This is a genomic window from Citrobacter sp. wls718, from assembly GCF_005280945.1.
In the GTDB taxonomy this organism is placed as follows: domain Bacteria; phylum Pseudomonadota; class Gammaproteobacteria; order Enterobacterales; family Enterobacteriaceae; genus Citrobacter; species Citrobacter gillenii.
The window spans coordinates 1-15476 of sequence record NZ_SZWV01000028.1; the positions used below are offsets into that span (position 1 = coordinate 1).

Below are 15476 nucleotides of genomic sequence, written 5' to 3' on the forward strand. Positions count from 1 at the left end.
TGTTGCTAAAGTTCTGAGCTAATTACTCGTTAATTAGTTTTGAATTGAAAAGGGCGCTTAGGCGCCCTTTTTGCTGCCTGATATTTGACACCTGTAATATTTATTCGCATTTTTCGCAAGCCGCGTCGGCATACAAACAGTATTGTGCTATTGTAATCATAACTATTCTCATTTACACTTTGCGCATAAATTGAACGGGAGCGATCATGTACGTTTGTTTGTGTAATGCGATAAGTGATAAAAAAATTCGTCAGGCTGTTCGCCAGTTTCATCCGCAATCTTTTCAACAATTACGAAAATTTATTCCTGTTGGAAATCAATGTGGTAAATGCATTCGCGCTGCGCGTGAAGTGATGCAAGATGAATTAACACAAATGCCAGAATTTAAAGAGATCGCCTAAGTCACACTCTTTTTTTTGACATCCCTGTAGCCCCATCTACGCTCTAAGAGTGGAAGCGGAGGGACTATAAAATGAAAGGTGATGTTAAAATCATAAGTTATCTCAATAAACTATTGGGAAATGAGCTTGTCGCGATCAACCAGTATTTTCTTCATGCCCGAATGTTTAAAAACTGGGGGCTGACTCGGCTCAATGATGTTGAGTACCATGAATCTATTGATGAGATGAAACACGCCGATAAATACATCGAGCGTATTTTGTTTTTAGAAGGGCTCCCAAATTTACAGGACTTGGGTAAGTTGGGGATTGGCGAAGACGTTGAGGAGATGCTTCAGTCAGATCTTCGACTTGAGCTAGATGGCGCAAAAGATTTACGTGAAGCCATTGCCTATGCCGATAGCGTTCATGACTATGTCAGTCGGGATATGATGATAGAGATCCTCACCGACGAAGAAGGGCATATCGACTGGCTCGAAACGGAGCTGGATCTGATTGGAAAACTGGGATTGCAAAATTACCTGCAGTCGCAAATTAAAGTCAGTGACTAAAAGCCCCGTACCAGATTTACCCCGCCAATAATAAAACCCGCAGCCGCCAGATAGGGTCCAAAAGGCAGCGGGTTTTTTAGTCCTTTTTTTCCGTGTCTTACATAATCAGCTCCCATCATGCAGCACGCTAAACAAGCCGCAAGGAAGACCAATAGTGGTAATGACTCCCACCGATGCCAGGCACCCAAGGCGGCGAGGAATTTTACATCACCATAGCCTAATCCCTCATACCGCCGCACCAGGCGGTAACTCCAGTAGAGCAGCGAAAATGCGCTATAGCCTGCTATGGCTCCCCAAAGTGCGTCGGATAACAGTGCCGGTTTACAGCACTGGTAGTAAATAAGACCGCACCAGAGCAGAGGGCAGGTCAACTTGTCGGGTAATAACCCGGTACGTAAATCCTGGGCCCAAAGTAGCCCGCATAATGAAATGTAGAAAAACAGAAAGGGGAGGTCGGCGTACATGCGCGAATCCTTTGTGGAAATAGATGCCACCTTCAAGAAATCGTGCTGACCATACAAGGCTTGATTGCTCATTCTGTTGGCTTCCTTCCGGAGAAATTACGATGAACAAAAACCTCTGCATTCAGAGCGGAATCGGGCTCGCATTACTGGTTGAGTGATTAATATCTACACGGCACTTGCGTAAGGCTGAGATTTACGTATAATGCGCGGGCTTGTCTAATATTGACAGCGGTTCGATATGAGCCACCGGTACTGCGAAAGCGATACCAGACAATGTTCCCAATCGGGGAACTCTGTAAGAACGGTTACACTCTCCCATCAATCGTAATGGGTTTGAGGAGTAACTATTTCGTCTATAAAATAATTGGAGCTCTGGTCTCATGCAGAACCAAAGAATCCGTATCCGTTTGAAAGCGTTTGATCATCGTCTGATCGATCAATCAACCGCGGAAATCGTCGAGACTGCCAAGCGCACTGGTGCGCAGGTTCGTGGTCCGATCCCGCTGCCGACCCGCAAAGAGCGCTTTACCGTTCTGATCTCTCCGCACGTTAACAAAGACGCGCGTGATCAGTACGAAATTCGCACTCACAAGCGTCTGGTTGACATCGTTGAGCCAACTGAAAAAACCGTTGATGCTCTGATGCGTCTGGACCTGGCTGCCGGTGTAGACGTGCAGATCAGCCTGGGTTAATCAGGTCATCGAGCGATTGAGAGGTTGATACAATGATTGGTTTAGTCGGTAAAAAAGTGGGTATGACCCGCATCTTCACTGAAGATGGCGTATCTATCCCAGTAACCGTTATCGAAGTTGAAGCAAACCGCGTTACTCAGATCAAAGATCTGGCTAACGATGGCTATCGCGCTGTTCAGGTTACCACTGGTGCTAAAAAAGCTAACCGTGTAACCAAGCCGGAAGCTGGTCACTTTGCTAAAGCTGGCGTAGAAGCTGGCCGCGGCCTGTGGGAGTTCCGTCTGGCAGATGGTGAAGAATACACCGTTGGTCAGAACATTAGCGTTGAACTGTTTGCTGACGTTAAAAAAGTTGACGTAACCGGTACCTCTAAAGGTAAAGGTTTCGCTGGTACCGTTAAGCGCTGGAACTTCCGTACCCAGGACGCGACTCACGGTAACTCCTTGTCTCACCGCGTTCCGGGTTCTATCGGTCAGAACCAGACTCCGGGCAAAGTGTTCAAAGGCAAGAAAATGGCAGGTCAGATGGGTAACGAGCGTGTCACCGTTCAGAGCCTTGACGTAGTACGCGTTGACGCTGAGCGCAACCTGCTGCTGGTTAAAGGTGGTGTTCCGGGTGCGACCGGTTGCGACCTGATCGTTAAACCAGCTGTGAAGGCGTAAGGGGATAGCAATGGAATTAGTATTGAAAGACGCGCAGAGCGCGCTGACTGTTTCCGAAACTACCTTCGGTCGTGATTTCAACGAAGCGCTGGTTCACCAGGTTGTTGTTGCTTATGCAGCTGGTGCTCGTCAGGGTACTCGTGCTCAGAAGACTCGTGCTGAAGTAACTGGTTCAGGCAAAAAGCCGTGGCGCCAGAAAGGTACCGGCCGTGCGCGTTCAGGTTCTATCAAGAGCCCGATCTGGCGTTCCGGTGGCGTAACCTTCGCTGCTCGCCCGCAGGACCACAGTCAAAAAGTTAACAAAAAGATGTACCGCGGCGCGCTGAAAAGCATTCTGTCCGAACTGGTACGTCAGGATCGTCTGATCGTTGTCGAATCATTCTCTGTAGAAGCGCCTAAAACTAAGCTGCTGGCACAGAAACTGAAAGACATGGCTCTGGAAGATGTGCTGATCATCACCGGTGAGCTGGACGAAAACCTGTTCCTGGCTGCGCGCAACCTGCACAAGGTTGACGTACGCGATGCAACTGGTATCGACCCGGTTAGCCTGATCGCCTTCGACAAAGTCGTAATGACTGCTGATGCTGTTAAGCAAGTTGAGGAGATGCTGGCATGATTCGTGAAGAACGTTTGCTGAAGGTGCTGCGCGCACCGCACGTTTCTGAAAAAGCGTCTGCTGCGATGGAAAAAACCAATACCATCGTTCTCAAAGTTGCTAAAGACGCGACCAAAGCAGAAATCAAAGCTGCTGTGCAGAAACTGTTTGAAGTCGAAGTCGAAGTCGTTAACACCCTGGTTGTTAAAGGGAAAGTTAAACGTCACGGACAGCGTATCGGTCGTCGTAGCGACTGGAAAAAAGCTTACGTCACCCTGAAGGAAGGCCAGAATCTGGACTTCGTCGGCGGCGCTGAGTAAGTCGGAGGAGTAATACAATGGCAGTTGTTAAATGTAAACCGACATCTCCGGGTCGTCGCCACGTTGTTAAAGTGGTCAACCCAGAGCTGCACAAGGGCAAACCTTTTGCTCCGCTGGTTGAAAAAAACAGCAAATCCGGTGGTCGTAACAACAATGGCCGTATCACCACTCGTCACATCGGTGGTGGTCACAAGCAGGCTTATCGTATCGTTGACTTCAAACGCAACAAAGACGGTATCCCGGCAATTGTTGAACGTCTTGAGTACGATCCGAACCGTTCCGCGAACATCGCGCTGGTTCTGTACAAAGACGGCGAACGTCGTTACATCCTGGCCCCTAAAGGCCTGAAAGCTGGCGACCAGGTTCAATCTGGCGTTGATGCTGCAATCAAAGCAGGTAACACCCTGCCGATGCGCAATATCCCGGTTGGTTCTACCGTTCATAACGTAGAAATGAAACCAGGTAAAGGCGGTCAGCTGGCACGTTCCGCTGGTACTTACGTTCAGATCGTTGCTCGTGATGGTGCTTATGTCACCCTGCGTCTGCGTTCTGGTGAAATGCGTAAAGTCGAAGCAGACTGCCGTGCAACTCTGGGCGAAGTTGGCAATGCTGAGCATATGCTGCGCGTTCTGGGTAAAGCAGGTGCTGCACGCTGGCGTGGTGTTCGTCCTACCGTTCGCGGTACTGCGATGAACCCAGTCGATCACCCACATGGTGGTGGTGAAGGTCGTAACTTTGGTAAGCACTCGGTAACTCCGTGGGGCGTTCAGACCAAAGGTAAGAAGACCCGCAGCAACAAGCGTACTGATAAATTCATCGTACGTCGCCGTAGCAAATAATTTTAGAGGATAAGCCATGCCACGTTCTCTCAAGAAAGGTCCTTTTATTGACCTGCACTTGCTGAAGAAGGTAGAGAAAGCGGTGGAAAGCGGAGACAAGAAGCCCCTGCGCACTTGGTCCCGTCGTTCAACGATCTTTCCTAACATGATCGGTTTGACCATCGCTGTCCATAATGGTCGTCAGCACGTTCCGGTATTTGTTTCCGACGAAATGGTCGGTCACAAACTGGGTGAATTCGCACCGACTCGTACTTATCGCGGCCATGCTGCTGATAAAAAAGCGAAGAAGAAATAAGGTAGGAGGAAGAGATGGAAACTTTAGCTCAACATCGCCATGCTCGTTCTTCTGCTCAGAAGGTTCGCCTTGTTGCAGACCTGATTCGCGGTAAGAAAGTGTCGCAGGCTCTGGATATTCTGACCTACACCAATAAGAAAGCGGCTGTACTGGTTAAGAAAGTCCTGGAATCTGCCATTGCTAACGCTGAACACAACGATGGCGCTGACATTGACGATCTGAAAGTTACGAAAATTTTCGTAGACGAAGGCCCTAGCATGAAGCGCATTATGCCGCGTGCAAAAGGTCGTGCAGATCGCATCCTGAAGCGCACCAGCCACATTACTGTGGTTGTGTCCGATCGCTGAGACTCTGGAGACTAGCAATGGGTCAGAAAGTACATCCTAATGGTATTCGCCTGGGTATTGTAAAACCATGGAACTCAACCTGGTTTGCGAACACCAAAGAATTCGCTGACAACCTGGACAGCGATTTTAAAGTACGTCAGTACCTGACTAAGGAACTGGCTAAAGCGTCTGTATCTCGTATCGTTATCGAGCGTCCGGCTAAGAGCATCCGTGTGACCATTCACACCGCTCGCCCGGGTATCGTTATCGGTAAGAAAGGCGAAGACGTAGAAAAACTGCGCAAAGTCGTAGCTGATATTGCTGGCGTTCCTGCCCAGATCAATATCGCCGAAGTGCGTAAGCCTGAACTGGACGCAAAATTAGTTGCTGACAGCATCACTTCTCAGCTGGAACGTCGTGTTATGTTCCGTCGTGCTATGAAGCGTGCTGTACAGAACGCAATGCGTCTGGGCGCTAAAGGTATTAAAGTTGAAGTTAGCGGCCGTCTGGGCGGCGCGGAAATCGCACGTACCGAATGGTACCGCGAAGGTCGCGTACCGCTGCACACTCTGCGTGCTGACATCGACTACAACACCTCTGAAGCGCACACCACTTACGGTGTAATCGGCGTTAAGGTATGGATCTTCAAAGGCGAGATCCTGGGTGGTATGGCTGCTGTTGAACAACCGGAACCGGCTGCTCAACCTAAAAAGCAGCAGCGTAAAGGCCGTAAATAAGGAGCGTCGCTGATGTTACAACCAAAGCGTACAAAATTCCGTAAAATGCACAAAGGCCGTAACCGCGGTCTGGCGCAGGGTACGGATGTTAGCTTCGGCAGCTTCGGTCTGAAAGCTGTTGGCCGTGGTCGTCTGACTGCCCGTCAGATCGAAGCAGCACGTCGTGCTATGACCCGTGCAGTTAAGCGTCAAGGTAAGATCTGGATCCGTGTATTCCCGGACAAACCGATCACTGAAAAGCCGCTGGCAGTGCGTATGGGTAAAGGTAAAGGTAACGTGGAGTATTGGGTTGCCTTGATTCAGCCGGGTAAAGTCCTGTATGAAATGGACGGTGTACCGGAAGAGCTGGCCCGTGAAGCATTCAAGCTGGCAGCAGCGAAACTGCCGATTAAAACCACCTTTGTAACTAAGACGGTGATGTAATGAAAGCAAAAGAGCTGCGTGAGAAGAGTGTTGAAGAGCTGAACACCGAGCTGCTGAATCTGCTGCGTGAGCAGTTCAACCTGCGTATGCAGGCTGCAAGTGGCCAGCTGCAACAGTCTCACCTGTTGAAGCAAGTGCGTCGTGATGTCGCACGCGTTAAGACTTTACTGACTGAGAAGGCGGGTGCGTAATGACCGATAAAATCCGTACTCTGCAAGGTCGCGTTGTTAGCGACAAAATGGAGAAATCCATTGTTGTTGCTATCGAACGTTTTGTGAAACACCCGATCTACGGTAAATTCATCAAGCGTACGACCAAACTGCACGTACATGACGAGAACAACGAATGCGGTACTGGTGACGTGGTTGAAATCCGCGAATGCCGTCCGCTGTCCAAGACTAAGTCCTGGACGCTGGTTCGCGTTGTAGAGAAAGCTATTCTGTAATAGAGTATGCATTCTCAACGAATAAACGGCTCAGCGATGAGCCGTTTATTTTTTCTACCCATATCGTTGAAGCGGTGTTATAATGCCGCGCCCCCGATATGGGGCTTTTTAACGACCTGATTTTCGGGTCTCAGTAGTAGTTGACATTAGCGGAGCACTAAAATGATCCAAGAACAGACTATGCTGAACGTCGCCGACAACTCCGGTGCACGTCGCGTAATGTGTATCAAGGTTCTGGGTGGCTCGCACCGTCGCTACGCAGGCGTAGGCGACATCATCAAGATCACCATCAAGGAAGCAATTCCGCGTGGTAAGGTCAAAAAAGGTGATGTGCTGAAGGCGGTAGTGGTGCGCACCAAGAAGGGTGTTCGTCGCCCGGACGGTTCTGTCATTCGCTTCGATGGTAATGCATGCGTTATTTTAAACAATAACAGTGAGCAACCTATCGGTACGCGTATTTTTGGGCCGGTAACTCGTGAACTTCGTAACGAGAAGTTCATGAAAATTATCTCTCTGGCACCAGAAGTACTCTAAGGAGCGAATCATGGCAGCGAAGATCCGTCGTGATGACGAAGTTATCGTGTTAACCGGTAAAGATAAAGGTAAACGCGGTAAAGTAAAAAATGTCCTGTCTTCCGGCAAGGTCATTGTTGAAGGTATCAACCTGGTTAAGAAACATCAGAAGCCGGTTCCGGCCCTGAACCAACCAGGCGGCATTGTAGAGAAAGAAGCAGCTATTCAGATCTCTAACCTTGCTATCTTCAACGCGGCAACCGGCAAGGCTGACCGTGTAGGCTTTAGATTCGAAGATGGCAAAAAAGTCCGTTTCTTCAAGTCTAACAGCGAAACTATCAAGTAATTTGGAGTAGTACGATGGCGAAACTGCATGATTACTACAAAGACGAAGTAGTCGCTAAACTCATGACTGAGTTTAACTACAATTCTGTCATGCAAGTCCCTCGGGTCGAGAAGATCACCCTGAACATGGGTGTTGGTGAAGCGATCGCTGACAAGAAACTGCTGGATAACGCAGCAGCTGATCTGACAGCAATCTCCGGTCAAAAGCCGTTGATCACCAAAGCACGCAAATCTGTTGCAGGCTTCAAAATCCGTCAGGGCTATCCGATCGGCTGTAAAGTAACTCTGCGTGGCGAACGCATGTGGGAGTTCTTTGAGCGCCTGATCACTATTGCTGTTCCACGTATCCGTGACTTCCGTGGCTTGTCCGCTAAGTCTTTCGACGGTCGTGGTAACTACAGCATGGGTGTCCGTGAGCAGATCATCTTCCCAGAAATCGACTACGATAAAGTCGACCGCGTGCGTGGTTTGGATATTACCATTACCACTACTGCGAAATCTGATGAAGAAGGCCGTGCTCTGCTGGCTGCCTTTGACTTCCCGTTCCGCAAGTAAGGTAGGGTTACTGAATGGCTAAGCAATCAATGAAAGCACGCGAAGTAAAGCGCGTAGCTTTAGCTGATAAGTACTTCGCAAAACGCGCTGAACTGAAGGCTATTATCTCTGATGTGAACGCGACCGACGAAGATCGTTGGAACGCAGTTCTGAAGCTGCAGTCTCTGCCGCGTGATTCCAGCCCGTCTCGTCAGCGTAACCGCTGCCGTCAAACAGGTCGTCCGCATGGCTATGTGGGCAAGTTCGGGTTGAGCCGTATTAAGCTTCGTGAAGCCGCTATGCGCGGTGAAGTACCGGGCTTGAAAAAGGCTAGCTGGTAATTACCAATTGAATCACGGGAGTAAAGACAGATGAGCATGCAAGATCCGATCGCGGATATGCTGACCCGTATCCGTAACGGTCAGGCCGCGAATAAAGCTGCGGTCACCATGCCTTCCTCCAAGCTGAAAGTGGCAATTGCCAACGTGCTGAAGGAAGAAGGTTTTATTGAAGATTTTAAAGTTGAAGGCGACACCAAGCCGGAACTGGAACTTACTCTTAAGTATTTCCAGGGTAAAGCTGTTGTAGAAAGCATTCAGCGTGTCAGTCGCCCAGGTCTGCGCATTTATAAGCGTAAAGACGAGCTGCCAAAAGTTATGGCTGGCATGGGTATCGCAGTTGTTTCTACCTCTAAAGGTGTTATGACTGATCGTGCAGCGCGCCAAGCTGGTCTTGGTGGCGAAATTATCTGCTACGTAGCCTAATCGGAGGAAAAAATGTCTCGTGTTGCTAAAGCACCGGTCGTTATTCCTGCCGGCGTTGATGTAAAAATCAGCGGTCAGGTTATTACGATCAAAGGTAAGAACGGCGAGCTGACTCGTACTCTCAACGATGCTGTTGAAGTTAATCATGCAGATAATGCACTGACCTTCGGTCCGCGTGATGGTTACGTAGATGGTTGGGCTCAGGCTGGTACCGCGCGTGCCCTGCTGAACTCAATGGTTGTCGGTGTTACCGAAGGCTTCACTAAGAAGCTGCAGCTGGTTGGTGTAGGTTACCGCGCAGCGGTCAAAGGGAATGTAGTAAACCTGGCTTTAGGTTTCTCTCATCCTGTTGATCATGAGCTGCCGGCAGGTATTACTGCAGAATGTCCGACCCAGACTGAAATCGTGCTGAAAGGCGCTGATAAACAGCTGATCGGTCAGGTTGCAGCAGATCTGCGCGCCTACCGTCGTCCTGAGCCATATAAAGGCAAGGGTGTTCGTTACGCCGACGAAGTCGTGCGTACCAAAGAGGCTAAGAAGAAGTAAGGTAACACTATGGATAAGAAATCTGCTCGTATCCGTCGTGCGACCCGCGCACGCCGCAAGCTCCAGGAACTGGGTGCAACTCGCCTGGTGGTACATCGTACCCCGCGTCATATTTACGCACAGGTAATTGCACCGAACGGTTCTGAAGTTCTGGTAGCTGCTTCTACTGTAGAAAAAGCTATCGCTGAACAATTGAAGTACACCGGTAACAAAGACGCTGCTGCAGCTGTAGGTAAAGCTGTTGCTGAACGCGCTCTGGAAAAAGGCATCAAAGATGTATCCTTTGACCGTTCCGGGTTCCAATATCATGGTCGTGTCCAGGCACTGGCAGATGCTGCCCGTGAAGCTGGCCTTCAGTTCTAAGGTAGAGGTGTAAGATGGCTCACATCGAAAAACAAGCTGGCGAACTGCAGGAAAAGCTGATCGCGGTTAACCGCGTATCTAAAACCGTTAAAGGTGGTCGTATTTTCTCCTTCACAGCTCTGACTGTAGTTGGCGATGGTAACGGTCGCGTTGGTTTTGGTTACGGTAAAGCGCGTGAAGTTCCAGCAGCGATCCAGAAAGCGATGGAAAAAGCCCGTCGCAATATGATTAACGTCGCGCTGAACCACGGCACCCTGCAGCACCCGGTTAAGGGTACTCACACGGGTTCTCGTGTCTTCATGCAGCCGGCTTCCGAAGGTACCGGTATCATCGCCGGTGGTGCAATGCGCGCCGTTCTGGAAGTCGCTGGAGTTCGTAACGTTCTGGCTAAAGCGTATGGTTCCACCAACCCGATTAACGTGGTTCGTGCAACTATCGATGGTTTGGAAAATATGAAATCTCCGGAAATGGTCGCTGCCAAGCGTGGTAAATCCGTTGAAGAAATTCTGGGGAAATAAACCATGGCAAAGACTATTAAAATTACTCAAACCCGCAGTGCAATCGGTCGTCTGCCGAAACACAAGGCAACGCTGCTTGGCCTGGGTCTGCGTCGTATTGGTCACACCGTAGAACGCGAGGATACTCCTGCTGTTCGTGGTATGGTCAACGCGGTTTCCTTCATGGTTAAAGTTGAGGAGTAAGAGATGCGTTTAAATACTCTGTCTCCGGCCGAAGGCTCTAAAAAAGCGGCTCGCCGCCTGGGTCGTGGTATCGGTTCTGGCCTCGGTAAAACCGGTGGTCGTGGTCACAAAGGTCAGAAGTCTCGTTCTGGCGGTGGCGTACGTCGCGGGTTCGAAGGTGGTCAGATGCCTCTGTACCGTCGTCTGCCGAAATTCGGCTTCACTTCACGTAAATCAGCGATCACAGCCGAAGTTCGTCTGTCTGACCTGGCTAAAGTTGAAGGCGGTGTTGTAGACCTGAATACGCTGAAAGCAGCAAACATTATCGGTATCCAGATCGAGTTCGCGAAAGTGATCCTGGCTGGTGAAGTCACTACTCCGGTAACTGTTCGTGGCCTGCGTGTTACTAAAGGCGCTCGTGCTGCTATCGAAGCTGCTGGCGGTAAAATCGAGGAATAAGTAGCAGATGGCTAAACAACCGGGATTAGATTTTCAAAGTGCCAAAGGTGGCTTAGGCGAGCTGAAACGCAGACTGCTGTTTGTTATCGGCGCGCTGATTGTGTTCCGTATTGGCTCTTTCATTCCGATCCCTGGTATTGATGCCGCTGTACTTGCCAAACTGCTTGAGCAACAGCGAGGCACCATCATTGAAATGTTCAACATGTTCTCTGGTGGTGCTCTCAGCCGTGCTTCTATCTTTGCTCTGGGGATCATGCCGTATATTTCGGCGTCGATCATTATCCAGCTGCTGACGGTGGTTCATCCAACGTTGGCGGAAATTAAGAAAGAAGGGGAGTCTGGTCGTCGTAAGATCAGCCAGTACACCCGCTACGGTACTCTGGTGCTGGCGATATTCCAGTCGATCGGTATTGCTACCGGTCTGCCGAATATGCCTGGTATGCAAGGCCTGGTGATGAATCCAGGTTTTGCATTCTATTTCACCGCTGTTGTAAGTCTGGTTACAGGGACAATGTTCCTGATGTGGTTGGGTGAACAGATTACTGAACGTGGTATCGGCAACGGTATCTCAATCATTATCTTCGCCGGTATCGTCGCGGGACTCCCGCCAGCCATTGCCCATACTATCGAGCAAGCGCGTCAAGGCGACCTGCACTTCCTCGTGTTGCTGTTGGTTGCAGTATTAGTATTTGCAGTGACGTTCTTTGTTGTATTTGTTGAACGTGGTCAACGCCGCATTGTGGTAAACTACGCGAAACGTCAGCAAGGTCGTCGTGTCTATGCTGCACAGAGCACACATTTACCGCTGAAAGTGAATATGGCCGGGGTTATCCCAGCAATCTTCGCTTCCAGTATTATTCTGTTCCCGGCGACCATCGCGTCATGGTTCGGGGGCGGTACTGGTTGGAACTGGCTGACAACAATTTCGCTGTATTTGCAGCCTGGGCAACCGCTTTATGTGTTACTCTATGCGTCTGCAATCATCTTCTTCTGTTTCTTTTACACGGCGTTGGTTTTCAACCCGCGTGAAACAGCAGATAACCTGAAGAAGTCCGGTGCATTTGTACCAGGAATTCGTCCGGGAGAGCAAACGGCGAAGTATATCGATAAAGTAATGACCCGCCTGACCTTGGTTGGTGCGCTTTACATTACCTTTATCTGCCTGATCCCGGAGTTCATGCGTGATGCAATGAAAGTACCGTTCTACTTCGGTGGAACCTCACTGCTTATCGTTGTTGTCGTGATTATGGACTTTATGGCTCAAGTGCAAACTCTGATGATGTCAAGTCAGTATGAGTCTGCATTGAAGAAGGCGAATCTGAAAGGCTACGGCCGTTAACAGTCGCCCGAGAAGTTACGGAGAGTAAAAATGAAAGTTCGTGCTTCCGTCAAGAAATTATGCCGTAACTGCAAAATCGTTAAGCGTGATGGTGTCATCCGTGTGATTTGCAGTGCCGAGCCTAAGCATAAACAGCGCCAAGGCTGATTTATTCGCATATTTTTCTTGCAAAGTTGGGTTGAGCTGGCTAGATTAGCCAGCCAATCTTTTGTATGTCTGTGCGTTTCCATTTGAGTATCCTGAAAACGGGCTTTTCAGCATGGTGCGTACATATTAAATAGTAGGAGTGCATAGTGGCCCGTATAGCAGGCATTAACATTCCTGATCAGAAACATGCTGTGATCGCATTAACTTCGATCTACGGCGTCGGCAAGACCCGTTCTAAGGCCATTCTGGCTGCAGCGGGTATCGCTGAAGATGTTAAGATCAGTGAGCTGTCTGAAGAACAAATCGACACGCTGCGTGACGAAGTTGCCAAATTTGTCGTTGAAGGTGATCTGCGCCGTGAAGTTAGCATGAGCATCAAGCGCCTTATGGACCTTGGTTGCTATCGCGGTTTGCGTCATCGTCGTGGTCTCCCGGTTCGCGGTCAGCGTACCAAGACCAACGCACGTACCCGTAAGGGTCCGCGCAAACCGATCAAGAAATAATCGGGGTGATTGAATAATGGCAAAGGCACCAATTCGTGCACGTAAACGTGTAAGAAAACAAGTCTCTGACGGCGTGGCTCATATCCATGCTTCTTTTAACAACACCATCGTTACCATTACTGATCGTCAGGGTAACGCGCTGGGTTGGGCAACAGCCGGTGGTTCCGGTTTCCGTGGTTCTCGCAAATCCACTCCGTTTGCAGCTCAGGTTGCAGCAGAGCGTTGCGCTGAAGCCGTAAAAGAATACGGTATCAAGAATCTGGAAGTTATGGTCAAAGGACCGGGTCCAGGTCGCGAATCTACTGTTCGTGCTCTGAACGCCGCTGGTTTCCGCATCACTAATATTACTGATGTGACTCCGATCCCTCATAACGGTTGTCGTCCGCCGAAAAAACGTCGCGTATAACGCCTCGTTTCTAGGATTGTTGGAGAAAGAAAATGGCAAGATATTTGGGTCCTAAGCTCAAGCTGAGCCGTCGTGAGGGCACTGACTTATTCCTTAAGTCTGGCGTTCGCGCGATCGATACCAAGTGTAAAATTGAACAAGCTCCTGGCCAGCACGGTGCGCGTAAACCGCGTCTGTCTGACTATGGTGTGCAGTTGCGTGAAAAGCAAAAAGTTCGCCGTATCTACGGTGTGCTGGAGCGTCAGTTCCGTAACTACTACAAAGAAGCAGCACGTCTGAAAGGCAACACCGGTGAAAACCTGTTGGGTCTGCTGGAAGGTCGTCTGGACAACGTTGTATACCGTATGGGCTTCGGTGCCACTCGTGCAGAAGCACGTCAGCTGGTCAGCCATAAAGCAATTATGGTAAACGGTCGTGTTGTTAACATCGCTTCTTATCAGGTTAGTCCGAATGACGTTGTTAGCATTCGTGAGAAAGCGAAGAAGCAGTCTCGCGTGAAAGCCGCTCTGGAGCTGGCTGAGCAGCGTGAAAAGCCAACCTGGCTGGAAGTTGATGCTGGCAAGATGGAAGGTACGTTCAAGCGTAAGCCGGAGCGTTCTGATCTGTCTGCGGACATTAACGAACACCTGATCGTCGAGCTTTACTCCAAGTAAAGCTTAGTACCAAAGAGAGGACACAATGCAGGGTTCTGTGACAGAGTTTCTAAAACCGCGCCTGGTAGATATCGAGCAACTGAGTTCGACGCACGCCAAGGTGACCCTTGAGCCTTTAGAGCGTGGCTTTGGCCATACTTTGGGTAACGCACTGCGCCGTATTCTGCTCTCATCGATGCCGGGTTGTGCGGTGACCGAGGTTGAGATTGATGGTGTACTACATGAGTACAGCACCAAAGAAGGCGTTCAGGAAGATATCCTGGAAATCCTGCTCAACCTGAAAGGGCTGGCGGTGAGAGTTCAGGGTAAAGATGACGTTATTCTTACCTTGAATAAATCTGGCATTGGCCCTGTGACTGCAGCCGATATCACCCATGATGGTGATGTCGAAATCGTCAAGCCACAGCACGTGATCTGCCACCTGACCGATGAGAACGCATCTATTAGCATGCGCATCAAAGTTCAGCGCGGTCGTGGTTATGTGCCGGCTTCTACCCGAATTCATTCGGAAGAAGATGAGCGCCCAATCGGCCGTCTGCTGGTCGACGCCTGCTACAGCCCTGTAGAGCGTATTGCCTACAATGTTGAAGCTGCGCGTGTAGAACAGCGTACCGACCTGGACAAGCTGGTCATCGAAATGGAAACCAACGGCACAATCGATCCTGAAGAGGCGATTCGTCGTGCGGCAACCATTCTGGCAGAACAACTTGAAGCTTTCGTTGATTTACGTGATGTACGTCAGCCGGAAGTTAAAGAAGAGAAACCAGAGTTCGATCCGATCCTGCTGCGCCCTGTTGACGATCTGGAATTGACTGTCCGCTCTGCTAACTGCCTCAAAGCAGAAGCTATCCACTATATCGGTGATCTGGTACAGCGTACTGAGGTTGAGCTTCTTAAGACGCCTAACCTTGGTAAAAAATCTCTTACTGAGATTAAAGACGTGCTGGCTTCCCGTGGACTGTCTCTGGGCATGCGCCTGGAAAACTGGCCACCGGCAAGCATCGCTGACGAGTAACCGGATCACAGGTTAAGGTTTTACTGAGAAGGATAAGGTCATGCGCCATCGTAAGAGTGGTCGTCAACTGAACCGCAACAGCAGCCATCGCCAGGCTATGTTCCGCAATATGGCAGGTTCACTGGTTCGTCATGAGATCATCAAGACGACCCTGCCTAAAGCGAAAGAGCTGCGCCGCGTAGTTGAGCCGCTGATTACTCTTGCCAAGACTGATAGCGTAGCTAATCGTCGTCTGGCATTCGCCCGTACTCGTGATAACGAGATCGTGGCAAAACTGTTTAACGAGCTGGGCCCGCGTTTCGCTAGCCGCGCCGGTGGTTACACTCGCATTCTGAAGTGTGGCTTCCGTGCAGGCGACAATGCGCCGATGGCATACATCGAGCTGGTTGATCGCTCTGAATCGCAAGCAGAAGCTGCTGCAGAGTAATCTGTAGTAACGTAAAAAAACCCGCCCCGGCGGGG

The 15476-nt window shown here is 49.9% G+C and carries 31 protein-coding genes; 30 read left to right on the forward strand and 1 reads right to left on the reverse strand.

Annotated features, from left to right (window positions below; all coding sequences use genetic code 11):
* Positions 1–206 precede the first annotated feature (206 nt).
* Together bfd and bfr are read left to right on the forward strand one after the other, a co-directional pair.
* Positions 207–401 carry a bacterioferritin-associated ferredoxin gene (gene bfd / locus FDW95_RS05255; RefSeq protein WP_003031111.1) on the forward strand — a complete coding sequence of 65 codons (195 nt, stop codon included), beginning with the start codon at positions 207–209 and terminating at the stop codon, positions 399–401.
* Between the two features lie 71 nt (positions 402–472).
* The gene (bfr, locus tag FDW95_RS05260; protein WP_115257340.1) at positions 473–949 is read left to right on the forward strand and encodes a bacterioferritin; all 477 of its coding nucleotides are present in this window, start codon (positions 473–475) and stop codon (positions 947–949) included.
* Here the strand turns inward: bfr and FDW95_RS05265 are convergent.
* Positions 946–1413 carry an A24 family peptidase gene (locus tag FDW95_RS05265; RefSeq protein WP_115259893.1) on the reverse strand — a complete coding sequence of 156 codons (468 nt, stop codon included), beginning with the start codon at positions 1411–1413 and terminating at the stop codon, positions 946–948. The two genes, bfr and FDW95_RS05265, sit on opposite strands and share 4 nt — an antisense overlap.
* Positions 1414–1793: 380 nt before the next feature.
* On the opposite strand from FDW95_RS05265, the gene rpsJ reads away from it, so the two are divergent.
* From rpsJ to rplQ, 28 genes are all read left to right on the forward strand, one after another.
* The gene (gene rpsJ, locus FDW95_RS05270; protein WP_001181005.1) at positions 1794–2105 is read left to right on the forward strand and encodes a 30S ribosomal protein S10; all 312 of its coding nucleotides are present in this window, start codon (positions 1794–1796) and stop codon (positions 2103–2105) included.
* A 32-nt stretch (positions 2106–2137) separates the two neighbouring features.
* Positions 2138–2767, forward strand: coding sequence for a 50S ribosomal protein L3 (gene rplC / locus FDW95_RS05275; protein ID WP_096759318.1), 630 nt, complete (start codon positions 2138–2140; stop codon positions 2765–2767).
* A 10-nt stretch (positions 2768–2777) separates the two neighbouring features.
* A complete protein-coding gene (rplD, locus tag FDW95_RS05280; protein ID WP_003031119.1) occupies positions 2778–3383 on the forward strand; it encodes a 50S ribosomal protein L4 in 606 nt (201 codons plus the stop codon).
* Positions 3380–3682, forward strand: a complete 303-nt coding sequence (gene rplW, locus FDW95_RS05285) for a 50S ribosomal protein L23 (RefSeq protein ID WP_004868363.1) — start codon at positions 3380–3382, stop codon at positions 3680–3682. The genes rplD and rplW overlap by 4 nt, the downstream gene beginning before the upstream one ends.
* A gap of 17 nt (positions 3683–3699) precedes the next feature.
* Positions 3700–4521 (forward strand): 50S ribosomal protein L2, encoded by an 822-nt coding sequence (gene rplB / locus FDW95_RS05290; RefSeq protein ID WP_137363432.1) that lies wholly within the window; start codon positions 3700–3702, stop codon positions 4519–4521.
* A 16-nt stretch (positions 4522–4537) separates the two neighbouring features.
* Positions 4538–4816, forward strand: coding sequence for a 30S ribosomal protein S19 (rpsS, locus tag FDW95_RS05295; protein ID WP_001138115.1), 279 nt, complete (start codon positions 4538–4540; stop codon positions 4814–4816).
* A gap of 14 nt (positions 4817–4830) precedes the next feature.
* Positions 4831–5163, forward strand: a complete 333-nt coding sequence (rplV, locus tag FDW95_RS05300) for a 50S ribosomal protein L22 (RefSeq protein ID WP_000448832.1) — start codon at positions 4831–4833, stop codon at positions 5161–5163.
* Positions 5164–5180: 17 nt separating this feature from the next.
* Complete coding sequence (rpsC, locus tag FDW95_RS05305; protein ID WP_006817277.1) at positions 5181–5879, forward strand: 30S ribosomal protein S3; 699 nt, start codon at positions 5181–5183, stop codon at positions 5877–5879.
* Positions 5880–5891: 12 nt separating this feature from the next.
* On the forward strand, positions 5892–6302 hold the full coding sequence (gene rplP, locus FDW95_RS05310) for a 50S ribosomal protein L16 (RefSeq protein WP_000941212.1): 411 nt from the start codon (positions 5892–5894) through the stop codon (positions 6300–6302).
* The gene (gene rpmC, locus FDW95_RS05315) at positions 6302–6493 is read left to right on the forward strand and encodes a 50S ribosomal protein L29 (protein WP_000644742.1); all 192 of its coding nucleotides are present in this window, start codon (positions 6302–6304) and stop codon (positions 6491–6493) included. The genes rplP and rpmC overlap by 1 nt, the downstream gene beginning before the upstream one ends.
* Positions 6493–6747, forward strand: coding sequence for a 30S ribosomal protein S17 (gene rpsQ, locus FDW95_RS05320; protein ID WP_017460070.1), 255 nt, complete (start codon positions 6493–6495; stop codon positions 6745–6747). Before rpmC ends, rpsQ begins: the two co-directional genes overlap by 1 nt.
* A gap of 162 nt (positions 6748–6909) precedes the next feature.
* On the forward strand, positions 6910–7281 hold the full coding sequence (gene rplN / locus FDW95_RS05325; protein WP_000613954.1) for a 50S ribosomal protein L14: 372 nt from the start codon (positions 6910–6912) through the stop codon (positions 7279–7281).
* Between the two features lie 10 nt (positions 7282–7291).
* On the forward strand, positions 7292–7606 hold the full coding sequence (gene rplX, locus FDW95_RS05330; protein WP_003031122.1) for a 50S ribosomal protein L24: 315 nt from the start codon (positions 7292–7294) through the stop codon (positions 7604–7606).
* 14 nt (positions 7607–7620) lie between these two features.
* The gene (gene rplE, locus FDW95_RS05335; RefSeq protein WP_003031123.1) at positions 7621–8160 is read left to right on the forward strand and encodes a 50S ribosomal protein L5; all 540 of its coding nucleotides are present in this window, start codon (positions 7621–7623) and stop codon (positions 8158–8160) included.
* 14 nt (positions 8161–8174) lie between these two features.
* Positions 8175–8480 carry a 30S ribosomal protein S14 gene (gene rpsN, locus FDW95_RS05340; RefSeq protein WP_003031125.1) on the forward strand — a complete coding sequence of 102 codons (306 nt, stop codon included), beginning with the start codon at positions 8175–8177 and terminating at the stop codon, positions 8478–8480.
* A gap of 30 nt (positions 8481–8510) precedes the next feature.
* Positions 8511–8903: a 30S ribosomal protein S8 gene (rpsH, locus tag FDW95_RS05345; protein WP_003031127.1), complete on the forward strand. Its 393-nt coding sequence runs from the start codon at positions 8511–8513 to the stop codon at positions 8901–8903.
* Positions 8904–8915: 12 nt separating this feature from the next.
* Entirely contained in the window at positions 8916–9449 is a 534-nt protein-coding gene (gene rplF, locus FDW95_RS05350) for a 50S ribosomal protein L6 (protein WP_096759319.1), read from the forward strand.
* Between the two features lie 9 nt (positions 9450–9458).
* Positions 9459–9812, forward strand: coding sequence for a 50S ribosomal protein L18 (gene rplR / locus FDW95_RS05355; protein WP_000358960.1), 354 nt, complete (start codon positions 9459–9461; stop codon positions 9810–9812).
* Between the two features lie 14 nt (positions 9813–9826).
* Positions 9827–10330: a 30S ribosomal protein S5 gene (gene rpsE / locus FDW95_RS05360; RefSeq protein WP_003031131.1), complete on the forward strand. Its 504-nt coding sequence runs from the start codon at positions 9827–9829 to the stop codon at positions 10328–10330.
* A 3-nt stretch (positions 10331–10333) separates the two neighbouring features.
* Positions 10334–10513 carry a 50S ribosomal protein L30 gene (gene rpmD / locus FDW95_RS05365; protein WP_001140434.1) on the forward strand — a complete coding sequence of 60 codons (180 nt, stop codon included), beginning with the start codon at positions 10334–10336 and terminating at the stop codon, positions 10511–10513.
* A 3-nt stretch (positions 10514–10516) separates the two neighbouring features.
* A complete protein-coding gene (gene rplO, locus FDW95_RS05370; protein WP_096759320.1) occupies positions 10517–10951 on the forward strand; it encodes a 50S ribosomal protein L15 in 435 nt (144 codons plus the stop codon).
* Between the two features lie 7 nt (positions 10952–10958).
* Positions 10959–12290 carry a preprotein translocase subunit SecY gene (gene secY / locus FDW95_RS05375; protein ID WP_001118864.1) on the forward strand — a complete coding sequence of 444 codons (1332 nt, stop codon included), beginning with the start codon at positions 10959–10961 and terminating at the stop codon, positions 12288–12290.
* A gap of 30 nt (positions 12291–12320) precedes the next feature.
* Positions 12321–12437 (forward strand): 50S ribosomal protein L36, encoded by a 117-nt coding sequence (rpmJ, locus tag FDW95_RS05380; RefSeq protein WP_000868187.1) that lies wholly within the window; start codon positions 12321–12323, stop codon positions 12435–12437.
* Between the two features lie 146 nt (positions 12438–12583).
* The gene (gene rpsM / locus FDW95_RS05385; protein ID WP_003031135.1) at positions 12584–12940 is read left to right on the forward strand and encodes a 30S ribosomal protein S13; all 357 of its coding nucleotides are present in this window, start codon (positions 12584–12586) and stop codon (positions 12938–12940) included.
* A 16-nt stretch (positions 12941–12956) separates the two neighbouring features.
* Complete coding sequence (gene rpsK, locus FDW95_RS05390) at positions 12957–13346, forward strand: 30S ribosomal protein S11 (protein WP_003031137.1); 390 nt, start codon at positions 12957–12959, stop codon at positions 13344–13346.
* A gap of 32 nt (positions 13347–13378) precedes the next feature.
* Complete coding sequence (rpsD, locus tag FDW95_RS05395; RefSeq protein WP_003031138.1) at positions 13379–13999, forward strand: 30S ribosomal protein S4; 621 nt, start codon at positions 13379–13381, stop codon at positions 13997–13999.
* Positions 14000–14024: 25 nt separating this feature from the next.
* Entirely contained in the window at positions 14025–15014 is a 990-nt protein-coding gene (gene rpoA / locus FDW95_RS05400) for a DNA-directed RNA polymerase subunit alpha (RefSeq protein ID WP_096755434.1), read from the forward strand.
* A 40-nt stretch (positions 15015–15054) separates the two neighbouring features.
* Positions 15055–15441 (forward strand): 50S ribosomal protein L17, encoded by a 387-nt coding sequence (rplQ, locus tag FDW95_RS05405; RefSeq protein WP_042395993.1) that lies wholly within the window; start codon positions 15055–15057, stop codon positions 15439–15441.
* Positions 15442–15476 lie beyond the last annotated feature (35 nt).